This window comes from Dickeya ananatis (assembly GCF_019464615.1).
Taxonomy (GTDB): Bacteria; Pseudomonadota; Gammaproteobacteria; order Enterobacterales; family Enterobacteriaceae; genus Dickeya; species Dickeya oryzae.
The window spans coordinates 43434-64638 of the sequence record NZ_CP040816.1; the positions used below are offsets into that span (position 1 = coordinate 43434).

18 protein-coding genes are annotated in these 21205 nt (G+C 56.5%); 11 read left to right on the plus strand and 7 right to left on the minus strand.

Annotated elements, in window-relative coordinates; all coding sequences use genetic code 11:
* Positions 1–6: 6 nt before the first annotated feature.
* The 5 genes from nifL (at position 7) to FGI04_RS00200 (ending at position 7314) form a co-directional block, all read left to right on the plus strand.
* Complete coding sequence (gene nifL, locus FGI04_RS00180; protein WP_342698516.1) at positions 7–1536, plus strand: nitrogen fixation negative regulator NifL; 1530 nt, start codon at positions 7–9, stop codon at positions 1534–1536.
* The gene (gene nifA / locus FGI04_RS00185; RefSeq protein ID WP_342698517.1) at positions 1533–3104 is read left to right on the plus strand and encodes a nif-specific transcriptional activator NifA; all 1572 of its coding nucleotides are present in this window, start codon (positions 1533–1535) and stop codon (positions 3102–3104) included. The genes nifL and nifA overlap by 4 nt, the downstream gene beginning before the upstream one ends.
* A gap of 175 nt (positions 3105–3279) precedes the next feature.
* Entirely contained in the window at positions 3280–4677 is a 1398-nt protein-coding gene (gene nifB / locus FGI04_RS00190) for a nitrogenase cofactor biosynthesis protein NifB (RefSeq protein ID WP_342698518.1), read from the plus strand.
* Complete coding sequence (locus FGI04_RS00195) at positions 4677–5198, plus strand: nitrogen fixation protein NifQ (RefSeq protein WP_407337224.1); 522 nt, start codon at positions 4677–4679, stop codon at positions 5196–5198. Before nifB ends, FGI04_RS00195 begins: the two co-directional genes overlap by 1 nt.
* 445 nt (positions 5199–5643) lie before the next feature.
* A complete protein-coding gene (locus FGI04_RS00200; RefSeq protein WP_342698520.1) occupies positions 5644–7314 on the plus strand; it encodes a methyl-accepting chemotaxis protein in 1671 nt (556 codons plus the stop codon).
* A 144-nt stretch (positions 7315–7458) separates the two neighbouring features.
* Here the strand turns inward: FGI04_RS00200 and FGI04_RS00205 are convergent, their stop codons facing one another.
* Complete coding sequence (locus FGI04_RS00205; protein WP_407337225.1) at positions 7459–8355, minus strand: LysR family transcriptional regulator; 897 nt, start codon at positions 8353–8355, stop codon at positions 7459–7461.
* 160 nt (positions 8356–8515) lie between these two features.
* Here FGI04_RS00205 and FGI04_RS00210 point away from each other — a divergent pair, with 160 nt between their 5' ends.
* From FGI04_RS00210 to FGI04_RS00235, 6 genes are all read left to right on the plus strand, one after another.
* Positions 8516–9847 carry a M20 family metallo-hydrolase gene (locus FGI04_RS00210; protein WP_407337226.1) on the plus strand — a complete coding sequence of 444 codons (1332 nt, stop codon included), beginning with the start codon at positions 8516–8518 and terminating at the stop codon, positions 9845–9847.
* Positions 9844–11295, plus strand: a complete 1452-nt coding sequence (locus FGI04_RS00215) for a M20 family metallopeptidase (protein WP_407337227.1) — start codon at positions 9844–9846, stop codon at positions 11293–11295. The genes FGI04_RS00210 and FGI04_RS00215 overlap by 4 nt, the downstream gene beginning before the upstream one ends.
* 209 nt (positions 11296–11504) lie before the next feature.
* Entirely contained in the window at positions 11505–13031 is a 1527-nt protein-coding gene (abgT, locus tag FGI04_RS00220; RefSeq protein ID WP_407337228.1) for a p-aminobenzoyl-glutamate transporter, read from the plus strand.
* A gap of 159 nt (positions 13032–13190) precedes the next feature.
* Positions 13191–13661, plus strand: a complete 471-nt coding sequence (locus tag FGI04_RS00225; protein WP_342698525.1) for a MarR family winged helix-turn-helix transcriptional regulator — start codon at positions 13191–13193, stop codon at positions 13659–13661.
* Positions 13662–13782: 121 nt separating this feature from the next.
* Positions 13783–14208 carry an organic hydroperoxide resistance protein gene (locus FGI04_RS00230; protein ID WP_026357729.1) on the plus strand — a complete coding sequence of 142 codons (426 nt, stop codon included), beginning with the start codon at positions 13783–13785 and terminating at the stop codon, positions 14206–14208.
* A 72-nt stretch (positions 14209–14280) separates the two neighbouring features.
* Positions 14281–15291, plus strand: coding sequence for an alpha/beta hydrolase (locus FGI04_RS00235; protein WP_407321869.1), 1011 nt, complete (start codon positions 14281–14283; stop codon positions 15289–15291).
* Between the two features lie 42 nt (positions 15292–15333).
* Here the strand turns inward: FGI04_RS00235 and FGI04_RS00240 are convergent, their stop codons facing one another.
* From FGI04_RS00240 to FGI04_RS00265, 6 genes are read right to left on the minus strand one after another with little or no spacing between them, the layout of a single operon-like run.
* Positions 15334–16152, minus strand: a complete 819-nt coding sequence (locus FGI04_RS00240) for an amino acid ABC transporter ATP-binding protein (RefSeq protein WP_407321868.1) — start codon at positions 16150–16152, stop codon at positions 15334–15336.
* Positions 16145–17095 carry an amino acid ABC transporter permease gene (locus FGI04_RS00245; protein ID WP_407337229.1) on the minus strand — a complete coding sequence of 317 codons (951 nt, stop codon included), beginning with the start codon at positions 17093–17095 and terminating at the stop codon, positions 16145–16147. Before FGI04_RS00245 ends, FGI04_RS00240 begins: the two co-directional genes overlap by 8 nt.
* Positions 17096–17108: 13 nt before the next feature.
* Positions 17109–17639, minus strand: coding sequence for a GNAT family N-acetyltransferase (locus FGI04_RS00250; protein ID WP_342698528.1), 531 nt, complete (start codon positions 17637–17639; stop codon positions 17109–17111).
* A gap of 29 nt (positions 17640–17668) precedes the next feature.
* Positions 17669–18616 (minus strand): ABC transporter substrate-binding protein, encoded by a 948-nt coding sequence (locus FGI04_RS00255; RefSeq protein WP_342698529.1) that lies wholly within the window; start codon positions 18614–18616, stop codon positions 17669–17671.
* A 47-nt stretch (positions 18617–18663) separates the two neighbouring features.
* On the minus strand, positions 18664–19584 hold the full coding sequence (locus FGI04_RS00260; protein WP_407337230.1) for a transporter substrate-binding domain-containing protein: 921 nt from the start codon (positions 19582–19584) through the stop codon (positions 18664–18666).
* A complete protein-coding gene (locus FGI04_RS00265; RefSeq protein ID WP_407337231.1) occupies positions 19581–20957 on the minus strand; it encodes an LLM class flavin-dependent oxidoreductase in 1377 nt (458 codons plus the stop codon). Before FGI04_RS00265 ends, FGI04_RS00260 begins: the two co-directional genes overlap by 4 nt.
* Positions 20958–21205 lie beyond the last annotated feature (248 nt).

Sequence of the window (21205 nt, forward strand, 5' to 3'; positions counted from 1 at the left end):
ACCCCTATGTCTATGCATTTGATGGCGGAATCTTTTCCGCTGGGCGAAATCGCCAGCCACTTGTCCCGGCAGCATCCGTCGTTATTTTCGACTGTGGTGGAACAGTCGTCGGTGGCAATCTCCCTGACCGACCCGCAGGCCCACATCGTGTACACCAACCCGGCGTTTTGCCGCCTGACCGGTTACAGCCTGCCGCAATTGCTCGGACAGAATCACCGTATTCTCGCCAGCCAGCAAACCCCGGCCGAGGTGTATCAGGCGCTGTGGCAAACGCTATTGCAAGGGCGAGCCTGGCGCGGTCAATTGATCAACCGCCGCTGTGACGGCAGCCTGTATCTGGCCGAAATCGATATCACGCCGATTTTCAATTCCCGCGGTGAGGTTGAGCACTATCTCGGTATGCACAAGGACATCAGCGCCGGCTATGCGCTGGAGCAACGGCTACGCAACCACATGACGCTCATCACCGCGGTGCTGAATAATATTCCGGCGGCGGTGGTGGTGGTAGACGAGCAAGGCCGGGTGATCATGGATAATCTGGCCTACAAGACGCTGTGCGCCGATTGTGGCGGCCGTGAGCTGCTGGCGGTGCTGGATTATCCGGCCAATAAGTCGGCACTGCTGCAAGGCACGGCGCTGCCGGTCACCATCCGCGGCACAGTGCGCTGGCTGACGCTCGGCTGCTGGGCACTGCCTGGCGTCAATGAAGAAGCCAGCCGCTATTTCACCGATACCGCGCTGCCGCGTACGCTGATCGTCATCAGCGACTGTACCGAACAGCAGCAGCAACATCAGCAAGGGCGGCTCGACCGCCTCAAACAGCAGATGACCAACGGCAAGCTGCTGGCGGCGATCCGCGAATCGCTGGATGTGGCGCTGATTCAGCTCAATTGCCCACTCAATATGCTGGCAGCCGCCCGTCGGCTTAACGGCGAAGACCGCAACAACGTGGCGCTGGAATCCGCCTGGCGCGAAGGCGAAGAGGCGGTGGCGCGGCTGCAAGCCTGTCGCCCGTCGCTGGATTTCGAACCGGCGGCGGACTGGCCGCTCGGTACGCTGGCCGACGATCTGGCCGCGCTGTATCACACTCGCTTTACCGGCGGCGACCAACTGAGCTGTGAACTGGAAACGCCGCAACTGGCCGGATTTGGCCAGCGCACCCAGATTCTGGCCTGCCTCAGTCTGTGGCTGGACCGTACGCTGGCGCTGGCGGGAGAAATCCGCCCCTTCGCACTTGCAGTACATTTGTTCGCCCGGCAGGACGGCGACTGGCTGGTGTTGTATCTGGAGGATAACGTGCCGCTGGAACAGGTGCGTTACGTCACCCCCCAGACTGCACTCACCTCGCCGGGCAAAGGCATGGAACTGCGCCTGATTCAAACGCTGGTAGCGCATCATCGGGGCACGATAGACCTGACTTCCCGCCCAGGCGGCGGCACCTGTCTGACCCTGCGCTTCCCGCTATCAGCCTCACTCACCGGTTTTTCTACTTCACTCACAGGACACTCTACTTCACTCACAGGAGGCTCAAAATGACCCAGGCACCCAATACGGGACACGTGGTATGGCGTTTTGATTTGTCTCAACAGTTTACGGCGGTGCAACGCATCAGTGCGGCATTGAGCCGGGCGACCGAGGTGGGGCAAGCGCTGCAGGCGGTGCTGCGGGTGCTGCATGATGACGCCTTTATGCAGCACAGCATGATCTGCCTGTATGACCCGCAACGTGGCGCGCTGAGGGTAGAGGCGCTGCACTGCGAGGATCAACGGGTTGCCTCCAGCAGCAGCCAGGTGTGTTACCGGCCGGGTGAGGGACTAGTGGGCGCGGTGATGGCTCAGCGTCAGCCGTTGGTATTGCCGCGCGTGGCGGATGACCAGCGTTTTCTCGACCGGCTTAACCTGTACGACTACGAGCTGCCATTTATCGGCGTGCCGCTGTTGGGCATTGAACAACAGCCGATCGGCGTGCTGGCGGCGCAGCCGATGGCGCGTTATGAGGAGCGTCTGCCGGCCTGTACCCGTTTTCTGGAAACGGTCGCCAGCCTGGTAGTGCAGACGGTACGGTTGATGCGTGCGCCCCAGCGTGACGGCGAGCCGCCGTCGGCAGTGAATCGCCCGGCTGCCTGCAATACGTCCCGGCCGTTCGGTTTTGACAACATGGTGGGAACCAGTGCGGCGATGCGCCAGACGTTGGAGATTATCCGTCAGGTATCGCGCTGGGACACCACGGTGCTGGTGCGCGGCGAGAGTGGCACCGGTAAAGAGCTGGTGGCGAACGCCATTCACTACAATTCACCGCGAGCGGCGGCGCCGTTCGTGAAATTCAACTGTGCTGCGTTGCCGGACAACCTGCTGGAAAGCGAGCTGTTCGGCCATGAAAAAGGCGCTTTCACCGGTGCGGTGCGTCAGCGTAAAGGGCGCTTTGAACTGGCGGACGGCGGCACGCTGTTTCTGGATGAGGTCGGTGAAAGCAGCGCCTCGTTTCAGGCCAAATTGCTGCGCATCCTACAGGAAGGGGAGATGGAGCGGGTAGGCGGCGACGAAACCCTGCGCGTTAATGTGCGGATTATCGCTGCTACCAACCGTCATCTGGAGGAAGAGGTGCGCGCCGGCCATTTCCGTGAAGATCTCTATTACCGGCTGAACGTAATGCCGGTGTCGCTGCCGCCGCTGCGCGAGCGGCAGGAAGACATCGTCGAACTGGCGCAGTTTCTGGTGAAGAAGATCGCCGCGCATCAGGGGCGGACGCTACGCATCAGCGACGGCGCCATCCGCCTGCTGATGGGGTACAACTGGCCGGGTAACGTACGCGAACTGGAAAACTGTCTGGAACGGGCGGCGGTGATGACCGATACCGGGTTGATCGACCGTGACGTGATCCTGTTTAACCACCACGACGCAGTACCGATGGTGAACAAGCCGATGTCGCCGGCCGCTGCTGAAGAGGGTTGGCGCGATCAGAATCTGGATGAACGCCAACGCTTGATCGCCGCGCTGGAGAAAACCGGCTGGGTACAGGCCAAGGCGGCGCGGTTGCTGGGGATGACGCCGCGGCAGGTGGCCTATCGCATCCAGATTATGGACATCAATATGCACCGTTTGTAAGCGGCCATCGGGATTGTGGCATGTGGCACATTGTTGGCCGAATGCCACAATCCCGACAAAATTGCCAGGCGTTTTCATTTTTATCATATTGTTTTTAAAGTAATAAATTTTTTCATCGTACGGTATGGCTCTTGCACGCTCCGGGTATGATTCCTTTCTTCAATAGGCCATGACCATGACATCCTGCCCTTCCGCATCCGGTTGCCGTTCCGACCAGACCGACCGTTTTACTCCGCTGCAAGCCAGCAAAGTGGCGCATCACCCCTGCTACTCGGTGAGCGGGCATCACCACTACGCCCGTATGCATCTGGCGGTGGCACCCGCCTGTAATCTGCAGTGCAACTACTGCAATCGCAAATACGACTGCAGTAACGAATCTCGCCCCGGCGTGGTGTCCGAACTGTTGACGCCGGAACAAGCGGTGGCGAAAGCGCATCAGGTGGCGGCGGCCATCCCGCAGTTGTCGGTTGTTGGCATTGCCGGGCCGGGTGACCCGCTGGCGAATATCGCCCGCACCTTTCGTACCCTGACGCTGCTGCGCGAGCAGTTGCCGGACCTCAAGCTATGCCTGTCCACCAACGGCCTGATGTTGCCGGAGGCGGTGGACCGGCTGCTGGATGTTGGCGTCGATCATGTCACGGTAACGGTCAACACGATCGATGCGGATATTGCAGCGCGTATCTATGCCTGGCTGTGGCTGGATGGCGATCGTTATACCGGGCGCGAGGCGGGCGCGATCCTGCTGGAACGCCAACAGGAGGGGATCCGGCGGCTGACGGAAAACGGCGTGCTGGTGAAGATCAACTCGGTGCTGATCCCCGGCATCAACGATCGGCATTTGTTCGAGGTTAGCCAGCAGGTGCGGCGCTGGGGCGCATTTTTGCACAACATCATGCCGTTGATCGCCCGGCCGGAACACGGCACGGTGTTCGGTCTCGGCGGCCAGCCGGAGCCGGATGCTGAGGCACTGGCGGCGGTGCGAGCGACGTGCGGCGCGGCGATGCCGCAAATGGCACATTGTCAGCAGTGTCGGGCAGACGCCATCGGTATGCTGGGGGAAGACCGCAGCCAGCAGTTCCGGTTATCGTCGTTGCCCGCCGAGTCGCAGCCCTACCTGCCGCTGTTGCACCAGCGCGCGCAGGTGCACGCCAGCATCGCGTCCCGCGGCGAGTCCGAAGAGCCGGGCGCTTGTCTGGTGGCGGTGGCGTCATCCGGCGGCGAAGTGATCGACTGCCATTTCGGCCATGCTGATCGCTTTCAAATTTACAGCCTGTCAGCGGCGGGCGTGGTGCTGGTCAACGAACGTTTTGCACCTAAATACTGTCGCGGCGCTGATGACTGCGAACCTGCCGACAGCGAGGAGCGCATGACGGCGATGCTGGCGTTGTTGGCGGATGTAGAAGCGGTGTTTTGCGCCCGCATCGGCTACGCGCCATGGCAGAAGCTGGAGCAGCAGGGGATCCAACCCTGTGTGGAAGGGGCCTGGCAGAATATCGCCGAGGTGCTGGGCCGCTGGTGGCAGCAACGCCGGCAGGCGCGGCCGGCTGGAGAACGCACACAGGGGGCGGCCTGATGACCGGGGCGGAGTACTGGCTGCGACGGCTGCTGACGCTACATGACGTCGGTACGGCTTGTTTCCCGCGGCAAATGGGGTTGGATGAGACGGCCTGGCTGGCTTTGCGGCAACGGCTGAACCAACCCGCGCCGGGAACGAACGCTACGCGAGATCAGCGCCAGTCGCTAATGAGTGAACTGCAACAACATCGGCGGGAAGAACGGGCGCAACTGGCCGACTGGCTGTACGGCTATCAGGTGGCGGACGGCGCGCCGATGCATCAGCTTATCGCCAGCGCCTCGTTGGGTTTCAACCATCTGTGGCAGGATCTGGGGCTGGATTCCCGCACCGAATTGCGGTTGCTCATGGAGGATTGTTTCCCCAAGTTGGTAGCGCTGAATCATCAAAACATGCGCTGGAAAAAGTTCTTCTACCGCCAGCGCTGCCTGCAGCAGGACGGTGAACTGGTGTGCCGCTCCCCCAGTTGCGACGACTGTTGCGAATGGTCGCTGTGCTTTGCGCCGGAAGGGGCGCATTAGTCTAATTATCCCGCACAAATGGGTGATGGCTGTGGACGATTGTCGTGCGAAAAACGATACCGTCAGTTTGTCGTTCACCCGAATCCCTTACCTGAGGCCAGCCGTTGGCTGGTCAAATCGTTCCCGACGAATTTGTCACTCTCTTGCCGCTTTACAAGATTCATTATGAGTCTTGTCCTGACGGGTTAATGCGTCCTGTAACTCGAATTATTTAGGGTATAGTATGCCTGATACACTTCATGCTGACGGTGAGTTAGCTGCCTTTCTGGCTTATTTCATTGATTTCATCCTGAAGAGGTAACACGTATGTGTCGGAAACGTATTATTCGGTAGTTCGAATTATTTGAGGAATAATATCTATTCGAAACAAGGACTGTTAAAAAAATGGTTATTCAATAGAAATCTATAAAAACAAGCGATGTATTTTTCATTTTAGAGGTGTTAAATGAGTCTAATTCGTAACATCAGGATTAAAATTATGATGCTGGCCATTCTGGCCATATTTACCTTGTTGTGGGGTGGGGTGGGAATTTTCTCCCTCTATTCGTTAAATAACCTGACGGATGAGATTAGCCTGACGAATGTACAGCAAGCTAATGGCGATATTATCAATGGTGCCAGTGATCGTTACTACAACGTTAAATTATCGATGGATGAAGCGATAGCGGCAGAAAATAGCAGCGATCATGGACGAAACTTACTGAATGACGCCGCCGCGGATGTGGAATTCCTGAAAAATGGTCTGGCGCAGTTCAAGGTGACGGATCATGCCAATATCAGCAGCACATCTATTGATGATATTTACAATAGTTCCTATCAGCTGTTTAGCGAAGCGATTGTGCCGATGTTGGACGCCGCCAGACAAGGTAATCATGATGCGTATGTGAAACTCGTTACGGAGAAATACAATCCGTTGCGGATAAAATTCACCACTGCCATCAGCCACTACAACCAGATTATTAAAAATCTGAAAACCGAAGCGCAGGCGCGCATTGCCGCCTGGGTGTACTGGAGCAAAGTGACGCTGATCGCCGCCATGATTATTGGGTTAGGCGTGGTGGTATTTACCGATCGTTATCTTGCCATTCAGATGGGACGCCCGCTGGAGCAAGTGAAAGCGCATTTGCAAATCTTGTCGAATGGGCAACTCGATACCACGATTGACGACATGGGGCGTAACGAAGTGGGACAACTCATCCCGTTCGTCAATACCATGCAGCAGAACTGGATAAAAACGGTGGCGGATATTCGCCGTAGCGCCAGCGAAATTTATCACGGCAGTAGCGAAATCGCCGCCGGTAACAGCGACCTGTCCTCACGGACTGAAGAACAGGCGGCGGCGCTGAGTGAAACAGCCGCCAGCATGGAGCAACTGAGCGCTGTGGTGAAACAGAACGCCGATAACGCTCAACAGGCCAGTCTGCTTGCCAGAGAGGCGTCAACCGCTGCCAACAATGGTGGCGAGGTGGTGCAGTCGGTCAGTCACAGTATGCAAAGTATTACCCATAGCTCGCAGAAAATCGCCGATATTATCAATGTGATCGACGGTATTGCCTTCCAGACCAACATTCTGGCGCTGAATGCGGCGGTGGAAGCGGCGCGAGCTGGTGAAGCCGGGCGGGGATTCGCGGTGGTGGCGAGTGAGGTCAGAAATCTGGCCCAGCGCAGTGCGCAGGCGGCGAAAGAAATCAAAACCCTGATTGACGAGTCGGTCGATAATGTCAAAAACGGTTACGAGCAGGTGTCGCTGGCTAGCAAATCGATGGACGATATTCTGAAGTCGGTCACCAACGTGACGGATATTATGGGTGAAATCGCGTCAGCCTCCAGCGAGCAGAGCAAAGGGATTTCCCAGGTGGGCACCGCCATCACGCAAATGGATAGCGTAACGCAGCAGAATGCGGCGCTGGTTGAACAGTCTTCGGCGACGTCCTCGTCACTGGAAGAGCAGGCGCATCAGCTGAATGAAATTGTCTCGGTGTTTAAACTGCCGGGCGTGGCAGATGTATTGACGGCTCGTCGGGAATCAAAGCCTGCCGGGAAGATGACGGCACTGGCGAACCCGAACCCCGCCTCACGGCAGAAAAAAGCCAACGACGATTGGACCTCATTCTGACCCTGCAGGTTCAGGCTAGTGAATAACTCGCGCTGACAGGCGCGGTAACGAGCAGGTTGCCGCGCTTTTTTATTTCAGTGAGTCGTATTCGGCCAGAACCAACCTCTGTTGGCATCCAGCGGCTGGTGGGGCAATCCATCCACATTACTGGCAATACAGCCGAAAGAGTTTGGCGAGTTGGGTGCCCATCGGCGAGAGCATGGTGTCTTTACGTTGGATCAGGTAGAAGGTGGCCTTGGGCAGTGGCTGCTCCAGCTCCAGCACCCGCAGTCGTTCGCCAAGAATCGGATCGCGGATAATGTCACGCGACAGAATGCTGATAAAGTCGGTTTTGGCCACCAGACTGACGCTGGACATCAGGGTTTCGCAGGTCACACTGATTCGGGGCGTCACAGGGAGTGTCGCAAACAGATCAAACAACTGCTTGTAATAACTGCCGCGCGGGGTGGGCATCGTCCACTCGTAATCCAGCAGATCCTCCAGCGAGCGAGCCTGTTGGGTCGGGTGGTCGCGCCGAACTACCACGCAATATTCCTTTTCCATCAGTTTTTCATATAACAGTTCGTTATCATAGGACGAGCCGGAATAGGTATTCACGGTGAAGTCCAATTCTCCCTGCCGCAACTCGTGTATCATCGCCACCAGTTGTCCTTCGGTGACCCGTAGTTTGACCTGCGGGTACAGTCGGTGAAAACGGCTGACAACCTCCGGCATTACCGTATGGGCGATGCTGGCGCCCACCCCGATATTCACCCGTCCACTGGCTTGTCCGAGCCGTTGCTGGATGTCTTCACGCGCGACGCGCAACTCTTCCATGACCAGACTGGCGTGGCGGAAATAGGCTTCGCCGCAATCTGTCAGCACCATACCTTGACGATGGCGCAGAAACAGACGTGCGCCGAGGCAGGCTTCCAGCTCCTGAATGGATTTGGTCAACGCCGGTTGAGACAGATTGAGCTGGCGCGAGGCGGCCCGAATGCTGCCGTGGCGCGCCACTTCGACGAAGGATTGCAACTGATGCAGCTTTACGTTTTGGGTCATCTCGTTTCCTGATCGCCATTGTGGTGATAACTGTGGTTTATCACGACAAACATCCTGACATCTTATTCACTCTGGTGGGTTTGTGTACATTTTTTTCAGTTACGTGACAACCCGTGGCACAGGCGTTGTCTTTCAGTACACCATCAGAGAAAACAGGCTTATGCACTCAGACGTTCTTTATTCCGATTTGTCACAACGTGTGGAACACTTTATTCCGTGGCTGCGTGAAACCCGCCGCGATTTGCATAAATATGCGGAGTCCGGCTGGCTGGAGTTTCGTACAGCGACACGGGTTGCCGATGCGCTGCACCAGATGGGGTATGCGTTGAAACTTGGGCGTGATGTCATCAGCGCCGATGCCCGCATGGGGTTGCCGCCGGACGAGGTATTGCAGGCGCAGGAGCAGCGTGCGCTGGCGCAGGGGGCATTACCGCAATGGCTACCCTATTTTTCTGGCGGCTTCACTGGCATTGTGGCGACGCTGGATACCGGACGCCCCGGTCCGGTTATCGGTTATCGCGTTGATATGGATGCGCTCGATCTGAACGAACAACTGGCAGACGACCATCGTCCCTTCCGTGAGGCGTTCGCCTCCTGCAATGCGGGCATGATGCACGCCTGCGGCCATGACGGCCATACCACCATCGGCCTGGGGTTAGCGCAGGTATTGATGGCGATGCGGGATCAGTTGTGCGGCACCATCAAAGTGGTGTTCCAGCCAGCAGAAGAAGGCACCCGTGGTGGTAAATCGATGGCGGAAGCTGGCGTGGTGGATGACGTGGATTATTTTACCGCCATTCATATCGGCACCGGTATTCCCAACGGCCACCTGGTGTGTGGTAACGACACGTTTATGGCGACCACCAAGCTGGATGTGACCTATCGCGGCGTGGCTTCTCACGCGGGTGGCCGACCAGAAGAAGGACGCAACGCCTTGCTGGCGGCGGCGCAGGCTACGTTGGGGCTGCACGCCATTCCTCGTCACAGTGGCGGTAGTTCACGCATTAACGTCGGCGTTTTACAGGCAGGTACCGGGCGCAACGTCGTGGCATCACACGCCATGATGAAAGTGGAAACCCGCGGAGCGACCAACGAGGTCAACGAGTTTATCTATCAGCAGGCACTGAAGGTGATCAACGGGGCGGCGGTGATGCACGGCGTCGAGGTGGAGGTTGCGCTGATGGGGGCCGCACAATGCAGTCAGCCCAGCCCGGAATGGGTGGCGTTTATACATCGTCAGGCAGAACGGGTGGGAGAACTGACCCACATTATTGACCGCAAAGACGGCGCGGCCGGTTCTGAAGATGCTACGTATCTCATGGAGCGCGTGAAAGCGCATGGCGGTTTGGCTTCTTACGCGATATTTGGCACGACACTTAGCGCCGGACATCACAACGAAAAGTTCGATTTTGACGAAAGCGTCATGACGGTGGCGGTGAAAACGCTGGCGCTGCTGGCGCTCAATATCGGCGAGTTTGGGGAAGCACCATGACCCGAACGATCGTCGGATTTGTTAACGATGCGCTGGCTGCCCGCGCACATCAGTTGGCCGCTCTTGCGGATGATATCTGGGATCATCCGGAAACCCGGTTTACTGAGCATTACTCGGCCGAGCGGCTGGCCGGTGTGCTGGAGGCAGAAGGTTTTTGCCTACAGCGCGGTATTGCCGGTATCGATACGGCATTTGTCGCCAGTTTCGGCAGCGGTCAGCCAGTGGTGGCGTTGCTGGGCGAGTTTGACGCGCTGGCCGGGTTGAGTCAGCAGGCGGGGTGTGCTGTGCCGTCGCCACTAGAGGCGGGCGGAAATGGTCACGGATGCGGGCATAACCTGCTCGGTACGGCCGGTCTTGGCGGTGTACTGGCCGTGAAAGCCTGGCTGGAGCAGCATCCACAGGCCGGTACCATTCGTTTTTACGGTTGTCCGGGGGAAGAGGGCGGTTCCGGGAAAACCTTCATGGCGCGTGAAGGCGTATTCGATGATGTCGACGCCGCATTGACCTGGCATCCGGAGACCTTCAGCGGCATGTTCTGCACGCCGACGCTGGCTAATATTCAGGCCGCCTTTCGCTTTAAGGGGGTGGCGGCGCATGCGGCAGCGGCACCTCATCTGGGGCGCAGTGCGCTGGATGCGGTAACGCTAATGAATACCGGCGCTAACTTTCTGCGCGAACACATCATTCCCGAAGCGCGTTTGCACTACGCCGTGACTGACACCGGTGGCCATTCTCCCAATGTCGTGCAGGCGGACGCCGAGGTGCTGTATCTGGTGCGTGCGCCACAAATCGATCAGGCGCAGGCCATTTATGAGCGTGTGGTGAATATCGCCCGGGGGGCGGCGCTGATGACGGATACCACCCTGACGGTGCGTTTCGACAAAGCCTGTTCCAACTATGTCCCCAATCGGACACTGGAACAGGCGATGTACGGTTTTGTGCAGGCATTTGGCATACCGGCGTATAGCGAGCAGGAGCAGGCATATGCTGCTGACATCGTGCGGACACTGAGTAGCGAGGATATCGCCAGTAACCTGACGACTATTGCCCGCACCGGCGGCGTGGATGGTCAGGCGTTTAGCCGCTCGCTTAAAGGATGTGCGCTGACCACCCAGGTGGCGCCTTATGCACCGACCGAAACCTTGCTTTCAGGGTCTACCGACGTCGGCGATGTCAGTTGGCTGGTGCCGACCGCCCAGTGTTTCAGCCCCTGCTACGCGCTGGGCACACCGCTACATACCTGGCAGGCGGTAGCGCAAGGGCGCACTTCGCTGGCACATAAAGGCATGCTGCTGGCGGCAAAAGTGATGTCAGCCACCGCGCTGGCGTTATTTACCGACAGCACGTTGCTGCAAGCCTGTCAGCAGGAGTGGCGACAGCAGCGACAGGAAACACCGTACCGTTGCCCGATTCCGGCAGGTATCCAGCCATCACCGTTATCTCATTGATCTAAAAGTTTTATTGCCGTTTTGACAACAGGCCGCTGCGTGTTGCGTCGTTCCCGCAACGGCGGGCCTGGCTAGATAAATCGAGTCGCCCGGCCGACGGTAAAACGGTAGCACCCGTTACAACAGTACAAATCACAACGATATCAATCACAACAATATTAATCACAACAACACGATCACATAAGAATTCAGCACAGAGGGGAAACAGCATGAGTGTGACAACGGAACGTGGCCAGCCGCAGCAGGGCGGGCTCTTCCTGTGGGTAGAGCGTGTGGGGAATAAGATCCCTAATCCATTTTTATTGTTTGTATACCTCATCGTCTTATTGATGGTGGCCAGCGCACTGTTTTCCTGGTGCGGAATTACAGCAACGAATCCCACCAATGGCGACGTGGTACGGGTGAAAAACCTGCTCAGCGTGGAAGGGATGCAATGGATTTTGCCCAACGTTATCAAGAATTTTAGTGCATTTACTCCGTTGGGCTCCATTCTGGCGTTGGTGCTGGGAGCCGGGTTGGCGGAGCGCGTTGGCCTGCTACAAACATTGATGTACAAAATGGCCTCGCATGTCAGCGCCCGCTACGCCAGTTATATGGTGCTGTTTATCGCTTTTTTTAGTCATATATCGTCGGATGCGGCGTTGGTGGTGATGCCGCCACTGGGGGCGTTGATTTTTCTGGCGGTGGGGCGTCACCCAGTGGCGGGGCTGCTGGCAGCCATCGCTGGGGTCGGTTGCGGTTTTACCGCTAATTTACTGATCGTCACCACCGATGTGCTGTTGTCAGGGTTAAGCACCGAATCAGCCAAGGTGATTAATCCGGCGGTGCATGTCAGCGTGATTGATAACTGGTTTTTCATGGCGGCATCCGTGGTTGTGCTGACCATCGCCGGTGCATTGTTGACAGATAAATTTATCGAGCCGCGTCTGCCCCCTTACCAAGGGGAACGTAACGAAAACCTGTCCCGATTGACGCCGGAACAGAATCGCGGTCTGCGTGCCAGCGGCCTTGCGGCACTGGTCTTCATCGCTATTGTTGCGCTGTTGGTGGTGCCAGAGTGGGGCCCGCTGCGTGATCTGGTCAAACACACGGTGATGCCATCGCCGTTCATTCAGGGCATCGTGCCGCTGATCATCGCGTTTTTCTTTGTGGTATCCATTCCTTATGGTGTCGTTACCGGCCAGATCACCTCCCAAAACGATCTGCCGAAGCTGATGATTGACCCGATGAAGGGCATGGCCGGTTTTATCGTCATGGTATTTCCACTGTCGCAGTTCGTGGCGTTCTTCAACTGGAGCAACATGGGGAAGTTTATCGCCATCGGGCTGACTGACTTGCTGGAGTCGTTGGGGATGACCGGGATTCCCGCATTTGTCGGGTTGATTTTTCTATCGGCGTTCCTGTGTATGTTTATTGCCAGTGGTTCTGCTATCTGGTCGATTCTGGCACCGATTTTTGTGCCGATGTTTATGCTGCTCGGTTTTCATCCAGCCTTTGCCCAGATTGTGTTCCGGGTAGCGGATTCATCGGTGATCCCACTGGCACCGGTGTCACCGTTCGTTCCATTATTTCTTGGCTTTTTGCAGCGTTATCACAAACAGGCACAACTGGGTACTTATTACTCGTTGATATTGCCTTATCCGCTGATGTTTTTTACTGTCTGGCTGATATTGCTGGTGGTGTGGTATCTGCTGGGGCTACCCATCGGGCCGGGGGTTTACCCACACCTGGCATGACGGGTGGCGGTATTAAGGCTGAGTGGTTTTGAGCATGAACCGGTGGAGCCTCTATCGGTTCTTTTTATTATCAATAGGTTAATTTTTTCTTTTCCATCGTCGTCAATTTTTAATCTAAATCGCTTGCTATTTAATTTTGAGCGATATAGAGTGGCAACCATGAACAGAAACGATAGCGATACCAAACCGATGCTGAGTGATGACGCCTTCCGGCTGGACGGCCAGCTCTGTTTCGCGCTCTACTCGGCGAATCTGGCGATGAACAAGTTATATCGCCGTTTGCTGACCGAGCTTAACCTCACCTACCCACAGTATCTGGTGATGCTGGTGTTGTGGGAACGCGATGGGGTAACGGTTTCTGAACTGGGTGAGCGTCTGTTTCTGGATTCTGCTACGCTGACGCCGCTGCTTAAGCGCCTGCAAACCGCAGGGTTGGTTACGCGCCGTCGTGGCACGGAAGACGAACGTCAGGTGCTGATTGAGCTCACCGACGACGGGCGTGTTTTGCAGACCAAAGCGAAGGCCGTACCAGAAGGGGTGTTCTGCGCGTCAGAATGCAATATCGAGCAGTTGCGTGCTATCAAGCACGATTTGGAAACGCTGCGAGCCAGCCTCATCAGACATATTTGATGAGTCGATATGATGTAACGCGTGCTGATTGGACGCGTTTTTTTATCACCAATTAAGTAGTGTACGATTTAATATCTAACGATTTAAATCGCTAATATAATCCACTCAAAGGAGTCACATGATGTCTATTGAAAAAGTTCTCTACGTTGCACATGCGCAGGCGACCGGCGGTCGTGATGGTCGTGCGGTTTCTTCTGACCAGCAGTTGGATGTCAAATTGACCACGCCGCGTGAGCTGGGTGGTGCAGGTGGTGAAGGTACCAACCCGGAACAACTGTTTGCTGCTGGTTACTCCGCCTGTTTCCTGGGGGCACTGAAGTTCGTCGGCGCACGTGACAAAGTCTCGATTCCGGCGGGAACGACCATTAATGGCAGCGTGGGTATCGGTGCCATCCCGAACGGCTTTGGCATTGAAGTTGAACTGAAAATCACCCTGCCGGGTGTAGACCGTGCGGTAGCGGAAGACCTGGTACAGAAAGCACACATCGTCTGCCCGTACTCTAACGCAACGCGTGGCAACATTGATGTGAAACTGACAGTGATTTGAGTCAGATAGAAATAAGAAAAAAATAACTCATTAAAAAGTAAATGTTTTCACTTAACACCAGGGTAATCCATCATGAGAAAAAGTCTTGTCGCAGCCTTACTGGTTGCTGTAGCGGGGAATGCCGCAGCGGTGGACAACAAGGCACCGTATGCTGAACGTCATGTGCAGGCGTTTCTGGATAAACTGAATGCGGGTGGCGGGAAGCCGCTCGAACAGCTGTCACCAGCAGATGCGCGCAACGTGCTGGTTGCTGCACAAGCGGGGGCGAGCCTGCCTGCGGCTGACGTCACTCAGAAAACCATTACCGTTGATGGGCAGAACATCCCGTTGACCATCGTTAAACCGGTTGGTAGCACCGGGGTTCTGCCGGTGTTCATGTTCTTCCATGGCGGTGGCTGGATTCTGGGAGATTACCCAACGCACGAACGCTTCGTGCGCGATCTGGTCGTACAGTCCGGTGCGGCGGCAGTCTTTGTCAATTATTCGCCGTCGCCGGAAGCGCATTATCCAGTGGCGATTCACCAGGCGTATGCGGCGACCCGTTGGGTAGCGGAACACGGTAACGAGATCGGCGTAGATGGTTCACGGCTGGCACTGGCGGGTAACAGTGTGGGCGGCAATATGGTGGCAGCGGTAGCGCAACAGGCTAAACAGGCGGGGACGCCGCACATTCGCTATCAGGTGATGTTCTGGCCAGTGACTGATGCCGATTTTAATACTGCCTCTTACCAGCAGTTTCAGAAGGGGTACTTCCTGAGCCGCAACATGATGAAATGGTTCTGGGATGCTTACACCACGGACAGTGCGCAACGTCGAGATATTTTGGCTTCTCCTTTGCGGGCCACCCGTGAACAATTGAAAGGGTTACCACCGGCGTTGATTCAAACCGCTGAGCTGGATGTACTACGTGATGAAGGCGAAGCCTATGGTCGTAAGCTGGATGAGGCCGGGGTAGATGTCACCGTCACGCGCTACAACGGCATGATCCACGACTTCGGTCTGCTCAATGCGTTAAGCAATGTACCGGCCACTCGCGCCGCGCTGTTGCAGGCGTCAACTGAACTGCGTGAACGATTGAAGTAACACTTTCATTCCCCGCACGGTGTCGGGGAATGAAAACATCGCTTAGAGCACCTTATTCAAAAAACTGGCGGTGCGTGGATGGGCAGGATGATTCAGTACCTGATACGCATCGCCGCTTTCCACGATTCTGCCATCCACCATGAACACCACCCGATCTGCCACTTCGCGCGCAAAGCCAATCTCATGGGTAACGATCACCATAGTGACGCCCGATCGTGCCAGATCCTTGATGACGTCCAGTACTTCGCCCACCAGTTCCGGGTCTAACGCCGAGGTGGGTTCGTCAAACAGCATCACCTTGGGGTTGAGCGCCAACGCACGGGCAATAGCGATACGTTGTTGCTGCCCGCCGGACAGGTGGCGCGGATAAGCATTCGCTTTGTGGCGTAACCCGACCCGGTCCAGCAGCGTCAGCGCCACGCTCTGTGCCTGGGCGCGGTGGTACAGCCGGTGCACTCGTGGCGCTTCAATAATGTTCTCCAGCACCGTCAGGTGTGGAAACAGGTTGAAGCTCTGGAATACATAGCCAACGCCGATGCGTTGGCGCAGAATCTCCCGTTCTTTTAGCTCGTACAGTGTGTCGCCTTCACGGCGATAGCCAATGTAGTCGCCGTCGATACGGATGGTGCCTTCGTCCACCCGCTCAAGGTGGTTGATGGTTCGCAGCAGCGTGGATTTGCCGGAGCCTGATGGCCCGATTATCACCGTTACTGATCCGGGCGGCAGCGTCAGGTTAATATTATCCAGCGCCCGATGTGCACCGAACCATTTGCCTACCCCCTGAATATCGATCCGACCTTTTTCGGCTACAGTGCCTGATACGGTATGTGGGATTGAATAAAGATCAATAGCTTCAGACATGGTATTTCCCTCTGAATATCAGTGCGGTCAGGTGCCGGAAAAGACGCTGTAACGGATGTGTCGGTATTTCCCGTACTGCCCCGCGGGCGACGTAGCGTTCTACAAAATATTGCAGTACCGACAGTACGCTGGTGATCACCAGATACCAGACGGTAGCGACCATCAACAGTGGAATGACTTGCTGAGTGCGGTTGTAAATCACCTGCACGGTGTAAAACAGTTCCGGCAGTGCCAGCACGTACACCACCGAGGTGCCCTTGGCCAGGCTAATGATTTCGTTGAAGCCGGTAGGCAGAATGGAACGCAACGCCTGCGGCAGAATAATTCGCCAGGTACGGCGATAACCCGGTAAGCCGAGCGCGGCGGCGGCTTCGAATTGCCCGGCGTCAACGCCAAGGATACCGCCACGGATAATTTCGGCGGTGTAGGCCGATTGCACCAGTGTGAGTCCCAGCACCGCGACAGCGAAGGGGCTGAGTACATCAATGGTGGGGTAGCGGAAAAACTCGACTGCCGTGAAAGGGATACCCAATGCCAATGTGTCGTACAAGTACGAGAAGTTGTAGAGGATTATCAGTACCAGAATCAGCGGCAGTGATCGAAATAACCAGATATACAGCCAGGACAGCGTACTGAGTAAGCTGGACGATGACAGCCGTGCCAACGCCAGACCGGTACCGACGATCACGCTGAACAGGGTGCCAAGCAGCGTCAGCAGCAGGGTACGCCCTAGCCCTTCCAGAATGACGGGATTAAAAAAATAGCTGGCGAACACGGACCATTCCCAGCGGCTGTTGAGCGCCACCGATTCAGCAATACCGGCGAAAATAAATAGCGAAAACACAGTGCCAGCGATACGTAGTGGGTAACGCGCCGGTACCACGCGCAAGGTTGTCGCAGGGGCATCAGTCGGATGCAGTGCGGGGGGGATTGAGTGTGTCATCAGTGTGTCCTTATTACCCGATAGCCCGTTCCTGTTGAGCCACCCGTTCAGACAATGGCCCATACAGCGGTTTACGAAACGGCAACCGGCCATCGTGCGGCGGCAGGCTGTAATATTCCGGGTCGAGTTGAGTATCGAACTGTGGTTGATAACCTTCGCTCAGGTACAACCCTACTGCTTCCGGCTGGCGAAAACCGGTTGTCAAAAACAGATCCCGATAGCCCAGCCGACGGGCATGTCGCTCCAGCTCGATCAGCACCCGTTTGGCGAGTCCCTGACGTCGCAGGGTTCTGTCAGTCCAGATGCGTTTAAGCTCGGCGGTGGTGGCGTCGTAGCGTTTGAACGCGCCAGTGGCGATGGGGCGTTCATCGCGCATCAACACGATAAAAATACCGTCCGGCGGTAGATATAGCCCCTGTGGTTCCGGATCATGATGGGCGAAGTAGTCGCCGTAGCGCTGACGGTATTCGGCAAATAAACCGTCCAGTACCGGCGCAATGCGTTCGTCTTCCGGGTAGGTGACAATGAAATGTTCCTCAGACATAGCGTTCTCCCTGTGCAACTGGATACGGATTACAATGGCGTGTCGCCCAGACCCAGCGGGTTGATCTCTGAGTGGTTGATTCGCTCCACACCTTCTCCCCAGCGGTTCAGTACCTGGTCGTATTCGCCGCTCTGAATCACGCCGTTGAGCGCGGTATTGAGTGCGACCACCAGTCCGTTACCTTTACGGGTGGTGACCGCGATGTGTGCCACCTGAGGCCAACCGCCGTTGACGGTCCCCACCAGGCGAGTCTGCCCATTCAGCGCCGCTTTATAGGCACCGGTGACATTCGGGCCGAATGTGGCGTCGGCGCGACCAGACTGAATACTCAGGTTTGCTGCGGCAGCATCGGTGACATAGACCGGCTGAAATGGCGGCAAGCCGACTGCCCGGTTTTGCTTGTCCCAGTCAAGCAGGATGGCTTCCTGATTGGTGCCGGAACCGACGATAATCCGCAGCCCGGCAATATCTTTGGCATTGTGGATAGCGGTTATCTTGCTGCTGGATTTCACGTAGAAGCCCAGTGTATCGGCACGGTAGGTGGCAAAGTCAAAGCGTTCTTTACGCGCTTTGGTGACGGTCACGTTGGTGATGGCGACATCGTACTTACCGGAGGATACGCCCAGCGGCCAGTCTTCCCATGAGGTTGATACCAGATTCAATTCCAGCCCGAGGCTATCGGCTACCAGCCGGGCGATGTCCGGTTCGCTGCCGATGAGGCTTTTGTTGTCGTCGGCCAGAAAGGCCAGCGGCGGCGAGGAGCCTAATGCTGCGACGGCGACGGTCAGTTTACCTGGCTCGACAAACCGGAATCCCGCCGGGATCTGCGCGATGGCTTGCGGGTTTTTGGGCGCATGGATCGGCTGTTGGTTAGCATTAAGGTCAATGCTGGCAGCTTGTGCGCTGCCGAGTAATAACCAGCCGCCAAATAGCGTAGCGGCCAGGTGATAAAATGGACGAACGGCGAGAGTCTGCATAGCGTATTCCTTGAAGATAAATTTATCAGCGGGAAGGACGGGTTGAGTTATTCGTCCAATCCGCGTGGATTGACGTCGGAGCGTGTGACTTTTTCGTCATTCTCACCCCAGCGATCCAGCACCTGCGCGTATTGCCCGCCAGCGATGGCGCCGTTGAGCGCGGTGCTAATCGGTTGTGCCAGTCCGTTACCCTTGCGGGTGGTCACGGCAACCGGTGCCACGGTAGGACCAATACCCACCATCCGCGTCTGCCCTGTCAGTGCCGCCTTGTACGCCCCGATGGAGTGCGGGCCGAAAAAGGCGTCCACCCGGCCGGACTGGATGCTCAGGTTGGCCGCCGCGTCGTCGGTAACGTAAATCGGCTGTACCGGCGCTAAGCCCTGAGCACGATTCTGGCGATCCCAGCCCAGCAGGATGTTTTCCTGATTGGTGCCAGAACCGACGATCACCTTGAGTCCTGCGACATCTGCCGCTCCCCGAATTGCCTGAATACGGCTGGTGGATTTGACGTAAAAACCCAGCGTATCGACCCGATAGGTGGCGAAATCGAATTTCTCCTTACGTGCTTTGGTGACCGCGATATTGAGGATGGCGGCGTCATAGCGACCAGAAGCGATGCCCAGCGGCCAGTCTTCCCAGGCGGTAGGTACCAGTTTGAGCTTTAACCCCAGTGCGTCGGCAAGTAAACGGGCGATGTCCGGGTCGCTGCCGATAGGTGTTTTGTTGTCGTCCGCCAGCAGTGCCAGCGGTGGGGAACTGTGACTGGCGATCGCCACGGTAAGTGTGCCGGGTTCGGCAAAGGTAAACCCGGCAGGGATTTCAGCGATCGCCTGTGGGTTAGCGGGTGCATGTACCGGTAATTGGTTGGCTTTCAGGTCGATACGACCGACGCTCACTGATTCGGCATGCCCACCAGCGCTGAGCAGTAGTGTGGTCAGCAGCAGTGTGGCGTAGTCGCGTGCGTTCATGGTGTCGTTTCCTCAGTGAGGTGACGGGCGGCGGTGTAACGGTTAGCAGGAAACTCCAGCGCCAGACTTTCCCGCAGCGTGTAGCCGGGGTACTCCTGGCGGAATAAGCCGCGCTGTTGCAGCAATGGCACCACTTGATCGACAAATCGAGTGAAGTTGTCCGGCGTGGCGCTCTGGATGATGAAGCCATCGGCGGCGTACTGTTCGAACCACGACTGCAACCCATCGGCCACCTGTTGCGGCGTACCGCTAAAGAGTGGGCGGGGTGTCGTGGCCTCTAGAGCCACCTGGCGTAGGGTTAATCCGCGTTCGCGGGCATTGCGTTTGATTTCGTCGGTGGTGCTGCGAAAACTGTTTTGGCCGAGCGCGCCGATATCCGGGAAGGGGGCATCCAACGGGTGTTGTGAGAAGTCGTAGTGTTCAAAGTAACGGCCGAGGTAATTGAGCGCGTCTTCGATGGTGACCAGTGCGGCGGTGGTTTGATATTGGCGCTCCACATCTTCCGCGCTGTCGCCCACCAGTACGCTAACACCCTGAAAGATGTGCAATTGGTCTTCTTGTCGCCCTTGTTCCACCAACTGTTGCTTGACGTCGCGGTAAAACGCCTGCGCCTCCGCCAGTGTGTGCTGGTGGGTGAAAATGGCATCGGCGTGGCTGGCAGCCAGTTTCTTGCCGTCATCCGACGCACCGGCCTGGAAGATAATTGGACGACCCTGTGGTGTGCGTCCGATATTCAGTGGCCCGGCGACCGAGAAAAATTCGCCCTGATGGTTCAGCGTATGCAGTTTCTCCGGGTCGAAGAAGCGGCCGCTGGCTTTGTCGCGGATAAACGCATCGTCTTCCCAGGAATCCCATAACCCTTTCACCACCTGCAAAAACTCATCGGCTATGCGGTAGCGCAGGGCGTGTTCTGGGTGTGTGGCACGGGAAAAATTCTTCGCTGACCCTTCCAGTGGCGAGGTCACTACGTTCCAGCCTGCACGGCCATGGCTCAGGTGATCGAGGCTGGCGAACTGCCGTGCGGTGGTGAACGGCTCACTGTAAGAGGTGGACAGCGTACCGACCAAACCGATGTGACGGGTGGAGGCGGCCAGCGCTGAGAGCAGTGTCAGCGGTTCAAAGCGGTTAAGAAAATGGGGGATAGATTTTTCGTTGATATATAAACCATCCGCCACAAAAGCGAAGTCGAATTTCCCTTGCTCTGCTTTTTTCACCGTGTCTAGCACGAAACCAAAATTGATGCTGGCATCCGGTACCACGTTGTTGTGTCGCCAGGCTGACATATTGCCGGCTGCGCCCTGCAATATGACCCCCAGTCGCAACTGACGCCGTGCAGGGCTTGAAGGGTGTTCAGAAATCGTTTTTTTACTCATCGGCATGCTCCCTACGGTAAATGTTGGTTAAAAGCCCCCCGTTTCCTGGCTGGGATAAAACACAGGAAAACGCGTGGTTAAAAGGGAATAGAGGGTCAGGAACGTCTGAAAAATACTATTGATGAGAGGATTCGAGATGTAAAACAACAAAATTGACTATGCCAAAGCAAAAAAATATCTCAGGGGGTTTTGTGATTTATTTATTCAGGAAATGAAATAAGTACCACGGAAAAATAAGAATGCTTCTC

Coding starts and splice junctions, on each gene's coding strand:
- nifL (WP_342698516.1), top strand. CDS start 7: ATGTCTATGCATTTGATGGCGGAATCTTTTCCGCTGGGCGAAATCGCC.
- nifA (WP_342698517.1), top strand. CDS start 1,533: ATGACCCAGGCACCCAATACGGGACACGTGGTATGGCGTTTTGATTTG.
- nifB (WP_342698518.1), top strand. CDS start 3,280: ATGACATCCTGCCCTTCCGCATCCGGTTGCCGTTCCGACCAGACCGAC.
- FGI04_RS00195 (WP_407337224.1), top strand. CDS start 4,677: ATGACCGGGGCGGAGTACTGGCTGCGACGGCTGCTGACGCTACATGAC.
- FGI04_RS00200 (WP_342698520.1), top strand. CDS start 5,644: ATGAGTCTAATTCGTAACATCAGGATTAAAATTATGATGCTGGCCATT.
- FGI04_RS00205 (WP_407337225.1), bottom strand. CDS start 8,355: ATGACCCAAAACGTAAAGCTGCATCAGTTGCAATCCTTCGTCGAAGTG.
- FGI04_RS00210 (WP_407337226.1), top strand. CDS start 8,516: ATGCACTCAGACGTTCTTTATTCCGATTTGTCACAACGTGTGGAACAC.
- FGI04_RS00215 (WP_407337227.1), top strand. CDS start 9,844: ATGACCCGAACGATCGTCGGATTTGTTAACGATGCGCTGGCTGCCCGC.
- abgT (WP_407337228.1), top strand. CDS start 11,505: ATGAGTGTGACAACGGAACGTGGCCAGCCGCAGCAGGGCGGGCTCTTC.
- FGI04_RS00225 (WP_342698525.1), top strand. CDS start 13,191: ATGAACAGAAACGATAGCGATACCAAACCGATGCTGAGTGATGACGCC.
- FGI04_RS00230 (WP_026357729.1), top strand. CDS start 13,783: ATGTCTATTGAAAAAGTTCTCTACGTTGCACATGCGCAGGCGACCGGC.
- FGI04_RS00235 (WP_407321869.1), top strand. CDS start 14,281: ATGAGAAAAAGTCTTGTCGCAGCCTTACTGGTTGCTGTAGCGGGGAAT.
- FGI04_RS00240 (WP_407321868.1), bottom strand. CDS start 16,152: ATGTCTGAAGCTATTGATCTTTATTCAATCCCACATACCGTATCAGGC.
- FGI04_RS00245 (WP_407337229.1), bottom strand. CDS start 17,095: ATGACACACTCAATCCCCCCCGCACTGCATCCGACTGATGCCCCTGCG.
- FGI04_RS00250 (WP_342698528.1), bottom strand. CDS start 17,639: ATGTCTGAGGAACATTTCATTGTCACCTACCCGGAAGACGAACGCATT.
- FGI04_RS00255 (WP_342698529.1), bottom strand. CDS start 18,616: ATGCAGACTCTCGCCGTTCGTCCATTTTATCACCTGGCCGCTACGCTA.
- FGI04_RS00260 (WP_407337230.1), bottom strand. CDS start 19,584: ATGAACGCACGCGACTACGCCACACTGCTGCTGACCACACTACTGCTC.
- FGI04_RS00265 (WP_407337231.1), bottom strand. CDS start 20,957: ATGAGTAAAAAAACGATTTCTGAACACCCTTCAAGCCCTGCACGGCGT.